Below are 12,214 nucleotides of genomic sequence, written 5' to 3'. Positions count from 1 at the left end.
TTAATGTTTAGGATTAAGCTAGTCCTCTACAATTGTATATCTAGCTTTTATTTCATTAATAGTAACTTCTGGTAATATCTCTAATTTACTCAATTCCCAATCTTGAACGATATTTGAATAAATTCCTTCTACCAAATCTTCAAAACTAGGAATGAAAATTGTTGTCAAAGTATTATCACTTTTATCAGAAAAATCCCCCGACCAATATTTAGGAATAACAATTTCATTATTTTTTTTAATAGATAACAAAAATTTAAAACTTCCTGCACCTTTATCTTTTTTTTCTGTAGCTAACCCAAACTTATGAACTAAACTATTTCTTAAAGCTTTGATTGCATCTATTTTTTCTTGATTTAGTGGGGAAAAATATTTTAAAGTACAGTATATACCATTAGTTTTCTCAATTTTATCTATTTCCTTAGGTTTAAATATACTTCCGATTTGCTCAAGGAGGATAAGATAATTAATAAGAGAAGTATATTGCATTGAATAATAAGTTTGTTCAACAAAATTATTCTCATTCACCTCATTCATTTCATAAACTCCAGTCTCAATATTTCTTCCAGCAAGTTTTCTTGCATTTCTTAATAATAGCGCCATCATCGAATAACGACATGGCGTTTCCCCTTCCATAGGTTGATTTATTTTAAGGAACTTCTGTGTATAAATTCAAAATCGTTAGTATTCATAGATTTATGTTTTTATTCGTTTAGTTCAAATATATAAATTTTGTCTCATTATTTAACTTAAGTACAGTCTCATTTAATCCACTTTCAGCTACCCAACTTAAACCGAAAATAAACCCATATAATCAAAGATTTAAAGGCTTAATATTGATATTCCGATTCAAGTTAATCCGTAGGCTTAGGATTCTAAGAAAAACAAATTCAGTATAAAATAGCAAAAAATGGGGAATTGGATTTAACCTTTACGAATAAAAAACCCCTATAAATAATATTTACAGAGGCCTAATAATATTTTTAGAGTAATAAACTACTCTTAAAGATTGTGATCGCGAAAGGATTCGAACCTTTGACCGTCTGCTTAGAAGGCAGATGCTCTATCCAGCTGAGCTACGCGACCCCTTTCTGATTTATCAAGTCGGGGTGACAGGACTCGAACCTGCGACCCTCTGGTCCCAAACCAGATGCGCTACCACCTGCGCTACACCCCGAATATACCTTGTGTGTTAATGCGGAGAGTGTGGGATTCGAACCCACGCGACAGTTTCCTGTCGACAGTTTAGCAAACTGCTCCGTTAACCACTCCGGCAACTCTCCAAATTTAGTCCGAATTCCAACTAATTTGGAGTGCAAAAGTAAGTGTAAGATTTTACTTATGCAAGTATTTTTTTAAAATTTTTGACTTATAATTATTTTACTGTTTTTTAACTTTGTTATTATATAATAAAATAAATGATACAAATAATAAAATTCAACATTTTGTGTTGTACACTCTTCTTCTTAGTAAGCTGTGGATCACAAAAAAAGATTATCGTTGATAGCAAGGTTATTAGAGATACTATATATATAACCCATGCTAATCCTAAATATCACATCATAACCGAAGCCAACCTTCCGGCATATGTTATTTCTCAAAAAAATTTCCCTTCCGTTGCATTTAATGAAAGAATTAAATTTTTAGTCCTACACTATACAGTTTCAGATTATCCAACCTCTGTTAAGATATTGGCTAAAAAAGGGCAAGTAAGCGCTCATTATTTAATCACCGATCAGCCGAACGATACCATTGATATCTTAGTTAGTGAGGACAAAAGAGCCTGGCATGCGGGAGTTAGCTCATGGAACGGAACAGAAAATTTAAATGATACTTCCATAGGTATTGAAATAGTAAATAAAGGATACACTAAAATAAAAGATTCATTAATATTTACTTATTTTCCAAAATATCAGATTAAGAAAGTTGCGACTTTATCCAAAAACATTATTAATCGTTACGAGATTGACCCAGTGAATGTTGTGGGGCACAGTGATATAGCCCCGTTAAGAAAACAAGATCCCGGACCTATGTTTCCTTGGAAAGAGTTATATACTCAGTATGGAATTGGAGCTTGGTATGAGGAGTATGACAAAGAGTATTATTTGACTCAATATATTCCGGATACCTACCCTTACAGTTCTCCATTGGAATTTCAGAAAGCACTTAAAAAATACGGTTATAAAATAGATTTAACCGGAGAATGGGACAAAAATACATATCTAACAATCCGTGCATTTCAATGGCATTTCAGACCTGAAAAGGCTGATGGCAATGTAGATGCTGAAACTTGGGCTATTTTACAAGCCTTGAATAAAAAATATCGTTCCAATACTAAATAACTTTATAATTTTATCAAAAAATTAATTTCATGTCACACCACTCAGGATTTGTCAGCATTGTAGGTAAACCCAATGTAGGAAAATCCACTTTGATAAATCAATTAATAGGAGAAAAGCTATCTATTGTAACTCCAAAAGTACAAACTACCCGTCATCGAGTATATGGAATTTGGAACGATGAAAATACACAAATTATATTTTCCGATACCCCCGGAATAATACAAAATCCTGCTTATGAATTGCAGGAAAAAATGAATGATTTTGTAAAAGAGTCTTTTGAAGATGCTGATTTGATTTTATTTATCACAGAATTTGGCGAAGAAAAAAATCCTTCTGAATTTTTAGTTAAAAAATTAAATTCGGTAAAAATACCTGTTATTGTATTACTAAATAAAGTTGATAAAGCTAAAGATGCTTCAACTATATCTGAAAGCGTTGCATTTTGGCATAACCAATTACCAAATGCAGAAATTCTTCCTATATCTGCCTTACATTCTCTCAATACCGAATTAATTCTTCCAAAAATTAAAAGCTTATTGCCGGAAATGCCTCCTTATTATGATAAAGAACAATTTACAACCTTATCGGAACGTTTTTTTGTGAATGAGACCGTTCGTGAAAAAATATTGCTCAATTATCAAAAAGAGATTCCTTATTCTGTAGAAGTCGTTACCGAAAGCTTTAAAGAAGAAGATCATATTATCCGTATTGAATCGACTATTTATGTAGAAAGAAATACACAAAAAGGCATTCTTATCGGTCATAAAGGACAAAAAATTCAAAAGGTAGGGACGGAAGCTCGACTTGAGTTAGAAAAATTTTTTAATAAAAAGATTTTCCTCAACCTTTATGTCAAAGTAAAAAAAGATTGGAGATCCAATGATCGGGATTTAAAAAATTTCGGATATACAAATAAATAAGATTAAATAACTGGTTGACAGGTTAACTTATTTTTTTGTGCTATTTTCAATAAAAGTACTTTTCACATTCTTATTAATCCTTATTTTTTCAACACTTATTGTTACCTTTGTCGAAATTTGAAGACTTTACCATGAATAAATATATAAAACTTGTTATTGCAGCCCTCATAATCGGATTGGGCATTTATCTGATGTTTAATCGTCAAATAGGATTAGGAATTCTATTGGTTATTCTTTCTGCCGTGCCTATTTTATTATTTTTCAGAAACGAATATATTTTATTGGCTTTTTGGAAATTGAGAAAACAAGATCTTGTAGGTGCTCGTTCCTGGTTGGACAAAATTACTAATGTGAAAAGTCAATTAGTAAGAAAACAATACGGATATTATAACTATCTTATGGGGATTACTGAGGCTCAAGGCAATGCTGCTAAGGCCGAATCGTATATGAAAACTGCTTTGGATTACGGTTTAAGTTTTAAACACGATCGCGCATTGGCTACACTAAATTTGGCGGCAGGAGCTATGATGAGAGGTAATAAAAATGAGGCAGAACGTTTTTTAACTGAAGCTAAAAAATTAGATACTTCCAACATGTTGGGAGATCAAATTAAAATGATGAAAGAACAAATGAAAAGAGTAAATGTTTCGAGAAGCAATATGATCAACCCTCAAATGAGAAGTCGTTCCAAATTCATGAAATAATTAATTTTAGCTTATATTTGTATCACACATTTCATTTAAAAAAACTTTTTCAAATTTCAAATATAAATATCCTAGTTTTAGATTTTTATCAATAAAAAAGGCTGTTAAATTAACAGCCTTTTTATCTACTATATATTTTTTATTAGCTATTTTATTGATTCATCGTTAATAAGAATTCTTCATTGGAAAGAGATCGGTCTAATCTCATTTTTAAGAACTCCATAGCTTCCAATGGATTCATATCTGCCAAATGATTCCTTAATATCCACATTCTTTGTTGAGAAACCGGGTCTAATAATAAATCGTCACGACGTGTTGAAGACGAAACCAAATCAATAGCCGGATAAATACGTTTATTGGCAATTTTTCGATCCAGTTGTAGCTCCATATTACCGGTACCTTTAAATTCCTCAAAAATTACCTCATCCATTTTAGATCCGGTATCTATTAACGCCGTTGCAATAATAGTAAGAGAACCTCCTCCTTCAATATTTCTTGCCGCTCCAAAGAAACGTTTCGGTTTATGAAGTGCATTGGCATCTACCCCTCCGGAAAGTACTTTACCGGATGCAGGAGAAACCGTATTATAAGCACGAGCCAAACGGGTAATGGAATCTAACAATATTACTACATCGTGTCCACATTCCACCATTCTTTGAGCTTTAGACAGAACAATATTGGCAACTTTTACATGTTTTTCGGCTGATTCATCAAAAGTTGAAGCAATTACTTCTCCTTTGACGCTTCTTTGCATGTCGGTTACCTCTTCCGGACGTTCGTCAATCAATAATACAATCATGTAAACTTCCGGATGATTTATGGAAATTACATTGGCAATATCTTTCAGTAAAATTGTTTTACCTGTTTTAGGCTGAGCAACGATCATCCCTCTTTGTCCTTTTCCAATAGGTGAGAATAAATCTACCACACGAGTTGACAAAGTAGCTCCTTTACCTGCTAATTTAAATTTTTCTTCAGGAAATAAGGGAGTTAAATGCTCGAATGATACTCGATCTCTAACAAATAAAGGATCTCTTCCGTTTATTTCGATAATCTTAACTAAAGGGAAAAATTTTTCACCTTCTTTTGGTGGACGAACTTCTCCGGTAACAGTATCTCCGGTCTTAAGTCCAAAAAGCTTAATTTGGGAAGGAGAAACATATACATCATCGGGAGATGAAAGGTAATTAAAATCAGAGGAACGTAAAAAACCATATCCGTCCTGAGTGATCTCTAAAACTCCTTCTGTTTTTATAATACCCTCAAATTCATAATCGGAGGAACGATATTTATTACCATTGGTATGTGATCTGTTAGCATATTCCTTAGTATTGTTTTTCTTCGGGCTTTGATAATTGGTTTTAGGCTCTTCATCAAAAAGCTTTTTATCATCCTTAGAAACTGTAGTTTTTTGAAAATGAGTGCTGTCTGCACTTTTTCTTAATATAACTTGCGGCTTTCTGTAAACCGGGATATCAATTTTAAAATCTTCATCATTTTCCGAAACTTCTTTTTGAATGTCATCATCTATTAGTGAGTCATCATCTTGGGAACTTTTATTTTCAACCACTTCCTCTTTAGAAAATAAAGTATCTCTCTGCTGTTGTTTAACAGGTATTCTTTTTCTTTGTCTTTTTTCCGTTACTATAGGCTCTTCATCGGTGGGTTTTTCCGACTCATTGTGGTGTGTTTGTTTGTTTTGATGAGCTAAAATTAATTCAATTAATTCTGATTTTTTTAATCCTGAACTTTTAATTTTTAATTCATTAGCAATAGACTGCAAATCAGCCACTTTCATTGCTTTAAGCTTTTGTTCCTCAAACATAAGTTATGTTTAGTATGATTTTAAAATTACTCGAAAATTACGTAAAATATTGATTTTGATTATTTTATAAAAGAATAAAGTGGTAACTTTATGAAAAATAATGCACTAATCTTTAGTAGATTATTCAGCAATATTACAAAATATTTTATTAAAACGCTAATTTTTTATACATTTGCTGTTCAAAAAAGCGAAATTTTGATCCAAAGAATTCAAAGTATTTATCTATCATTAGCCGGTATACTGGGATTTGCTGTCGGTTATATAACCGATTTCATTCCTAATGATTTAACAGATATGTTCCTTTTATTCCTCATCGGATTGTTAGCTTTTATTTCCCTATTCTGCTTTAAAAGCAGAAATGTTCAAAAAAAAATTAATTATATAAATATAATTATAAACGTATTGTTGATCGGTTTTATGGTTTATGATTTGCTAAATTCATCTGGAGGAAGTACTATACTTCCTGAGAAAGGTGTTGAGCTACTCGTCCCGGTCCTGCTGATTATTCTGCTTGCCATGGCAAATAAGTACATCAATAAGGATGAAAAGCTCATAAAATCTGTAGATAGATTCCGTTAAAACTCATAACAACTTTTAATGAGTGCAAGAGTCGTTTTATAAAATAAAACGACTCTTATTTTTTGCAACCATATAATAATTATGGGTAATGCAGAACAAGCTTCCATCCAAAAACGGGTGTAAAAAAATTGATGTGTTTTTCCCATAAATACTACCATACCCATACTGATTATACACACCACTTCCCATGCTGTCACATAGATTAAATCGCTTTGCTTATAAAAAGTCAAAGCAAAAACTAGTGCAGATAGAAATAAACATATACAAGCAATACCTTTGCTTTTTCGTATTCCTAAATAGTTGGGTATTGTACAAATAACATCTTTTTTCATGTCGCAAATATCAAAAGGCAGAGTTATACCTATGATAAAAAAATACAGAATTAAAAATTCTGCAAACGTATTACGATTACCCGAATTTCCTATATATAGAATCGCATAGGCCCATGCAAATGATATAATAAAAATTTTTAATAAAGGAATGTTTCTGAAAGGAATTTTTATAAAATCCGAATTATACATGATTACAATACTTCCAATAAATGCAATATGAAAAAATTGTAGTAAATCTTTTTCCTTACATACTATAAAAGCAACAAGTATTAAACTGATGACTGAAATATAAAAAGAATGTTTTTTTAAGATATTTCGCGACCAAGTATTTTGAAAGCAAATAAAATTATAAGCAGCTAAGGCAGAAAAAAAAATTATTCCAATTCTGCTGTAATTTACGGATTGGTTTAAACTTCCAAAAAATAGACATAATAAAGAAATCATGAAAGAAACCCATAATTGAGTTTTAATTAAAAATCTTTCAATCGATTTTTTCATTTCACGACCTTATCAACTGCCCACTCTTTTTGGATTATTTTTCACAAAGGAATCCCACCCCGAATATGATTTTGAAGTATTTACCGATGAGGGAACTCTACTGTTTAAAAAGTGGCATACTGCCAGAGCCAGTCCATCGGAAGCATCCAAATATTGAGTAGGAAAATCTTTTAAATTCAATAAAGTTTTTAACATTCCTGCAACTTGTTCTTTGGATGCATTACCGTTTCCTGTTATTGACATTTTAACTTTTTTAGGAAAATATTCTGTAATAGGAATTTCTCTTAGTAAGCCGGCAGCCATAGCCACACCTTGCGCTCTGCCTAATTTTAACATAGACTGAACATTTTTAGCGTAAAAGGGTTCTTCAATTGCCAATTCATCCGGATGATAGGTATCAATCAGCGACAAGGTTTTATCAAATATTTTTTTAAGCTTTAATGCATGGGATTCAACCTTTTTAAGAATTAGCTCATCAATGCACAAAAGCTTCATTTTATTACCCACTACACTAATAATCCCAAATCCCATAACATTCGTTCCGGGATCGATTCCTATTATAATTCTTTCCGTCAAAATGTTTTAATAATGTAATCTTAACAATTCTTTAAATATGCTTTCCAGCCTTCTTCTTTATATTTCTTGGCAGCTTCTTCCGGATTCTTAGCTCCGTAAATGCCTCTGCCGACAATAATAAAATCTGTATGATAGTCGGAGAATACTTTTTCAGGGGTATTGAATTGCTGACCTTTGGAATCTCCTGATTCAGTTAAATTCACCCCCGGAGTGAATAACAATAAAGCAGAAGGTAGTTTGGATTGGGCAACACATCCTATTACATTGGATACTTTACTTGAAATTTCGATAACTTTCGACTTATAGTTTTCATCTGTTAAAGTTCCTTTTGACGACATTTCTGCAATAGTCACTACTCCGGTTTTTTCACCAAATACTTGTAAGCTTTCTTCTCCGGCTATAACATGAGAGGTTATTAAATCTGCCCATTCTGAAATTTTATAAATTCCTCCGTTAAACTGCATATGTTGTGTATTACCTATATCTCCAAATTTTCTATCCTCGAATAATAAAAAGTTTTTAGCTGCAGCAATCCCTTTCAATTCGTGTATAAAATTTTCAGTAAAGTCTGAAATTATGTCTGAATGCAATTTAACAGCCACAATGGAATCCCCTATTTGATGGGCTAATTTTAAAATTTCTGCAGATTTATTGGTATCTAAGGAAGCTATTAAATTGGTTTTTTTTGATAATGCAATTTCGATCAGCTTCTTAGAAACCGAATGATTCTGTAATTTTAATTTTTCCTCATAGGTTAATCGAGGAGCACTTAATTGTACCGTTGGTTTTTCTTTAAGAAAGTCTTTAATTTTAACAACTTGTGATTGATTTAAAAATTCATGATTGTACAGAATATCAATTACATTTTCAATACTGAATAAAGTGTGAACATGATATCCTTTGCTTTCCAATAATTCTTTACCCCCTTGTTGCCTATCTAACACTACAACAATATCTTTTACTTTTAGTCCTTCTTTTTCTACCTCTTCTATCGTTTCAAGCAAACTTTTCCCACTTGTTATTACATCTTCCACGAGTACGCAACGTTGTCCTTCTTTAAAGATCCCTTCCAACATTTTTTTCGTCCCGTAATTTTTACTCTCTTTTCTTTTTATAATTAATGGCACTTTAGATTCTAAAGACATCGCCGTAGCCATAGGTAAAGCCGCATAGGGAACACCGCAAATAAGTTCGTGCCTACAATCTTTTAGCATAGCCAATAAAAGTTGTGACAATTCGCTTAGTAATTCCGGACTGGAGGCTAATGGTCGTAAATCAACGTAAAAAGGAGAAAGAATCCCACTTTTTAAAGTGAATTCACCAAATTTTATTATTCCCAGTTCATAAGATTTGAGTAAAAATTTTTCTTTGTTAATCATCTTTCTTTTGATTTAAGCAAAGGTAATAAATTAATAAATTTAAGTGTTTGTAAAAAACTAAGAGAAATTAAATTCCTTAACTATTTAACACTTTGGTAACAATAATAAAATTTATCCATATTTATCTTTTATTTGATGATGAATCTTTCAACTCAAACCCTCTTTTGTTGGCAAATGATTTTTGGGCTTCTACAATTTTACCGTCAATTTCATTTAATTTAACTTCATTTACATCCATGTCTTCCAGAGCTTTTTCAAATTGATCTTTTGTTAATTTTTCTTTTGAAGTAAATCCTTTTATCGACGTAATCATATTATGGATATACTCTTCACATAAGTTTTTTAAATCTTCCCCATCTTTGGGTACTTCATAGCCGTTAATTTTGTTGATCAATTTTTCTAATTCTTCAGAAGCAACTTTTCCTTTTTTGGTGACGGAAACAAAGTCACCGGTATCAGGGTGCTGTTCAACCATAGCATAAAAGGTGGTATATTCCCTGTCTGCTCTATTCAAATTTTCCATTAAATTGTCGTTAAATTTTCCGGGTCCCGGATTACAAGAGTATAAGCTAAACAGCCATACAGAAAAGAATAAAATTCTTAATTTTTCCATTATATTTTATTTTTAACCAAATATATAAAAACATTCAATCTTTTTTTAGCCAATCTTCTATAATTATAAAAGATAAAATCAAAGTACTCATATTTACTAAAATTATATACATTTGTAAACTATGCGAAATCGTTGGTTAATTTTACCTCAACCTGATCCAAATAAAGCCCAAAAACTAGCTGAAGAACTGGGATTCCCTGTGGAAATTACCAGCCTTCTTTTAAAACGAGGTGTTTCTACATTTGATGAAACTAAAACTTTTTTTAAACCTTCGCTTGATCAACTTCATGACCCTTTTCTTCTAAAGGACATGAACATTGCTGTAGAAAGAATCGAAAAAGCCATAAATACTAATGAAAAAATACTTATTTATGGAGATTACGATGTGGATGGTACTACTTCTGTGGCAATGATGTATCTATTTCTTAATTCTTTTTATAAACATATCGATTATTATATACCGGATAGATATGAGGAAGGGTATGGCATCTCTTACCAGGGCATCGATTTTGCCGCTGCTAATGGTTTTTCCTTAATAATTGCATTAGATTGCGGAATTAAAGAAAAAGATAAGATTTCTTATGCAAAAGATAAAAACATTGATTTTATCGTATGCGATCATCATTTGCCGGATGAAGTTCTTCCGGAAGCGGTTGCTATTTTAGACCCGCAAAGATCAGATTGCAAGTATCCCTATAAATTTTTAAGCGGATGTGGGGTTGGCTTTAAGCTTATTCAAGCTTTGTCCTCCCAAAAACAAATTCCACAGGAAGATATATTTCCCTACTTAGACTTAGTAGCTATCAGTATCGCTGCCGATATTGTACCGATAACCGGTGAAAATCGAATTTTAGCTGCATTTGGTTTGAAACAATTGTTGGAAAAACCCAGAGTAGGTTTAAAGGTTTTTTTACCCAAAGAAACTCGTGAAGCTTTTTCAATTAATAATATTGTATTTGGAATAGCTCCTAAAATAAATGCTGCAGGAAGAATCAGCCATGCAAGCAATGCTGTAAAGCTACTTATTACAACTAATGACATTGAAGCTCGAAAGATCTATACTCAAATTAATGAGCTTAATAACGAACGTCGAGAGCTTGATGCCAATATCACTTCCGAAGCCATTCAAGAAATTATAAAAACAGGTCAAACCAGTACTTATTCCACCATTGTTTTTAATCGCAAATGGCACAAAGGGGTCATTGGAATTGTAGCTTCCCGATTAATTGAAGAATATTACAGGCCTACTTTAGTCTTTACAGAAGGAAAAAATAAAGACCTGGTTGCTTCTGCTCGAAGTGTTACCGGTTTTGATATTTATAAAACTTTGGAAAAAACCTCTGAGTATTTGGAACAATTTGGAGGTCATATGTATGCTGCAGGGCTCTCGATAAAAAAAGAGAATTTTTTACCCTTTAAAGAAAAATTTGAATCTGTAGTTAAAGAAACGATTAAGGAAAGCCAAAGAACGCCAACTATTGAAATAGACGAAGAAATATCTCTATCCGTAATAAATAAACGTTTTTTCAAACTTATCAGTTATTTTGCTCCATTTGGCCCGTCTAATTTGCGCCCGGTATTTTTAGCCAGAAATGTTTATTTTGGAGGCGATTATACGCTTATGGGTAAAGATCGTTCCCATTTAAAAATTATTGTTTTCCAAGATTCCATTAAAAATTCATTTGAAGCTATCGCCTTTAAAATGGGTCATCTTTTGCCTAAATTTGAAAAATATCCTTTTGATATGGTTTTCACTTTATATGAAAATTATTGGCAAGGCAAAACTTTTTATCAACTGCAAATTAAAGATGTTAAATTTTATGAGGATTTGTAACTTTGTTGAATGAAAGTTGGTTTATTTTTCGGATCATTCAATCCTATTCATATAGGACATTTAATTATTGCAAATTATATCATTGAAAATTCAGATCTTACCCAAATCTGGTTTGTTGTAACTCCGCAAAACCCTTTCAAAAATAAATCTACTCTGTTAAAAGATCATCACAGATTGGAAATGGTAAACCTTGCCATTGAAAAATACCCGCATTTCAGATCTTCTTCAGTTGAATTTGCTTTACCCAAACCTTCCTATACCATTGATACGTTGGTTGTACTTAAAGAAAAATATCCATCCTATGATTTTGTTTTACTAATGGGAGAAGATAATTTGAATTCATTTCATAAATGGAAAAATTATGAACAAATTTTAAAATATCATTCATTATTTGTTTATCCTCGAATTAACAGTATTCAGAAGGAACAAACTATGGACCATCCACATATTCATAAAATTTCCGCTCCCATCATTGAAATTTCTTCTACCTTAATACGCTCTATGATTAAAGAACATAAAAATGTTCGCCCCATGCTTCCTCCGGAAGTATTCAATTATATTGATGGTAGCAATCTTTATAAATAATTACTTTTTTGTAATTTTGCAAGTTGTTTT

At 31.9% G+C, this 12,214-nt stretch carries 12 protein-coding genes and 3 tRNA genes; 6 read left to right on the top strand and 9 right to left on the bottom strand.

Annotated features, from left to right (window positions below; translation table 11 throughout):
• Nucleotides 1–18: 18 nt before the first annotated feature.
• From GFV00_RS09010 to GFV00_RS08995, 4 genes are all read right to left on the bottom strand, one after another.
• A complete protein-coding gene (locus GFV00_RS09010; RefSeq protein ID WP_160557688.1) occupies nt 19–633 on the bottom strand; it encodes a hypothetical protein in 615 nt (204 codons plus the stop codon).
• Nucleotides 634–1,009: 376 nt separating this feature from the next.
• Nucleotides 1,010–1,083 (bottom strand) — tRNA-Arg (locus GFV00_RS09005).
• An 18-nt stretch (nt 1,084–1,101) separates the two neighbouring features.
• A tRNA-Pro gene (locus GFV00_RS09000) sits at nt 1,102–1,174 on the bottom strand.
• A 21-nt stretch (nt 1,175–1,195) separates the two neighbouring features.
• Nucleotides 1,196–1,280 (bottom strand) — tRNA-Ser (locus GFV00_RS08995).
• A gap of 135 nt (nt 1,281–1,415) precedes the next feature.
• Here GFV00_RS08995 and GFV00_RS08990 point away from each other — a divergent pair.
• The 3 genes from GFV00_RS08990 (at nt 1,416) to GFV00_RS08980 (ending at nt 3,963) form a co-directional block, all read left to right on the top strand.
• A complete protein-coding gene (locus GFV00_RS08990) occupies nt 1,416–2,339 on the top strand; it encodes an N-acetylmuramoyl-L-alanine amidase (protein WP_160557689.1) in 924 nt (307 codons plus the stop codon).
• Between the two features lie 29 nt (nt 2,340–2,368).
• Complete coding sequence (gene era / locus GFV00_RS08985) at nt 2,369–3,259, top strand: GTPase Era (protein WP_160557690.1); 891 nt, start codon at nt 2,369–2,371, stop codon at nt 3,257–3,259.
• 131 nt (nt 3,260–3,390) lie between these two features.
• Nucleotides 3,391–3,963, top strand: a complete 573-nt coding sequence (locus GFV00_RS08980; RefSeq protein ID WP_160542850.1) for a DUF2892 domain-containing protein — start codon at nt 3,391–3,393, stop codon at nt 3,961–3,963.
• Nucleotides 3,964–4,114: 151 nt separating this feature from the next.
• Here the strand turns inward: GFV00_RS08980 and rho are convergent, their stop codons facing one another.
• Complete coding sequence (gene rho / locus GFV00_RS08975) at nt 4,115–5,788, bottom strand: transcription termination factor Rho (protein WP_160557691.1); 1,674 nt, start codon at nt 5,786–5,788, stop codon at nt 4,115–4,117.
• 90 nt (nt 5,789–5,878) lie between these two features.
• Here rho and GFV00_RS08970 point away from each other — a divergent pair, with 90 nt between their 5' ends.
• On the top strand, nt 5,879–6,367 hold the full coding sequence (locus GFV00_RS08970; protein WP_105296568.1) for a DUF4293 family protein: 489 nt from the start codon (nt 5,879–5,881) through the stop codon (nt 6,365–6,367).
• On the opposite strand, the gene GFV00_RS08965 is transcribed toward GFV00_RS08970, so the two are convergent.
• From GFV00_RS08965 to GFV00_RS08950, 4 genes are all read right to left on the bottom strand, one after another.
• The gene (locus tag GFV00_RS08965; protein WP_160557692.1) at nt 6,364–7,197 is read right to left on the bottom strand and encodes a hypothetical protein; all 834 of its coding nucleotides are present in this window, start codon (nt 7,195–7,197) and stop codon (nt 6,364–6,366) included. The two genes, GFV00_RS08970 and GFV00_RS08965, sit on opposite strands and share 4 nt — an antisense overlap.
• A gap of 12 nt (nt 7,198–7,209) precedes the next feature.
• Entirely contained in the window at nt 7,210–7,776 is a 567-nt protein-coding gene (gene ruvC, locus GFV00_RS08960; RefSeq protein ID WP_160557809.1) for a crossover junction endodeoxyribonuclease RuvC, read from the bottom strand.
• Nucleotides 7,777–7,793: 17 nt separating this feature from the next.
• Nucleotides 7,794–9,152, bottom strand: a complete 1,359-nt coding sequence (gene pyrF, locus GFV00_RS08955; protein ID WP_160557693.1) for an orotidine-5'-phosphate decarboxylase — start codon at nt 9,150–9,152, stop codon at nt 7,794–7,796.
• 121 nt (nt 9,153–9,273) lie between these two features.
• Entirely contained in the window at nt 9,274–9,765 is a 492-nt protein-coding gene (locus tag GFV00_RS08950; protein WP_160557694.1) for a hypothetical protein, read from the bottom strand.
• Between the two features lie 121 nt (nt 9,766–9,886).
• Here GFV00_RS08950 and recJ point away from each other — a divergent pair, with 121 nt between their 5' ends.
• The gene (recJ, locus tag GFV00_RS08945; RefSeq protein ID WP_160557695.1) at nt 9,887–11,599 is read left to right on the top strand and encodes a single-stranded-DNA-specific exonuclease RecJ; all 1,713 of its coding nucleotides are present in this window, start codon (nt 9,887–9,889) and stop codon (nt 11,597–11,599) included.
• Between the two features lie 9 nt (nt 11,600–11,608).
• Complete coding sequence (gene nadD / locus GFV00_RS08940; RefSeq protein ID WP_160557696.1) at nt 11,609–12,184, top strand: nicotinate (nicotinamide) nucleotide adenylyltransferase; 576 nt, start codon at nt 11,609–11,611, stop codon at nt 12,182–12,184.
• The last annotated feature ends 30 nt before the right edge of the window (nt 12,185–12,214 follow it).

The sequence above is a fragment of the Apibacter sp. B3935 genome, from assembly GCF_009827705.1.
In the GTDB taxonomy this organism is placed as follows: domain Bacteria; phylum Bacteroidota; class Bacteroidia; order Flavobacteriales; family Weeksellaceae; genus Apibacter.
Note: the sequence above shows the minus strand (reverse complement) of the source record. Positions and strands in the feature narration are given on the sequence as shown.

What these genes read in the sequence shown, in the direction of transcription:
- GFV00_RS09010 (WP_160557688.1), bottom strand. Translation starts at nt 633, where the DNA reads ATGGAAGGGGAAACGCCATGTCGTTATTCGATGATGGCGCTATTATTA.
- GFV00_RS08990 (WP_160557689.1), top strand. Translation starts at nt 1,416, where the DNA reads ATGATACAAATAATAAAATTCAACATTTTGTGTTGTACACTCTTCTTC.
- era (WP_160557690.1), top strand. Translation starts at nt 2,369, where the DNA reads ATGTCACACCACTCAGGATTTGTCAGCATTGTAGGTAAACCCAATGTA.
- GFV00_RS08980 (WP_160542850.1), top strand. Translation starts at nt 3,391, where the DNA reads ATGAATAAATATATAAAACTTGTTATTGCAGCCCTCATAATCGGATTG.
- rho (WP_160557691.1), bottom strand. Translation starts at nt 5,788, where the DNA reads ATGTTTGAGGAACAAAAGCTTAAAGCAATGAAAGTGGCTGATTTGCAG.
- GFV00_RS08970 (WP_105296568.1), top strand. Translation starts at nt 5,879, where the DNA reads ATGAAAAATAATGCACTAATCTTTAGTAGATTATTCAGCAATATTACA.
- GFV00_RS08965 (WP_160557692.1), bottom strand. Translation starts at nt 7,197, where the DNA reads ATGAAAAAATCGATTGAAAGATTTTTAATTAAAACTCAATTATGGGTT.
- pyrF (WP_160557693.1), bottom strand. Translation starts at nt 9,152, where the DNA reads ATGATTAACAAAGAAAAATTTTTACTCAAATCTTATGAACTGGGAATA.
- GFV00_RS08950 (WP_160557694.1), bottom strand. Translation starts at nt 9,765, where the DNA reads ATGGAAAAATTAAGAATTTTATTCTTTTCTGTATGGCTGTTTAGCTTA.
- recJ (WP_160557695.1), top strand. Translation starts at nt 9,887, where the DNA reads ATGCGAAATCGTTGGTTAATTTTACCTCAACCTGATCCAAATAAAGCC.
- nadD (WP_160557696.1), top strand. Translation starts at nt 11,609, where the DNA reads ATGAAAGTTGGTTTATTTTTCGGATCATTCAATCCTATTCATATAGGA.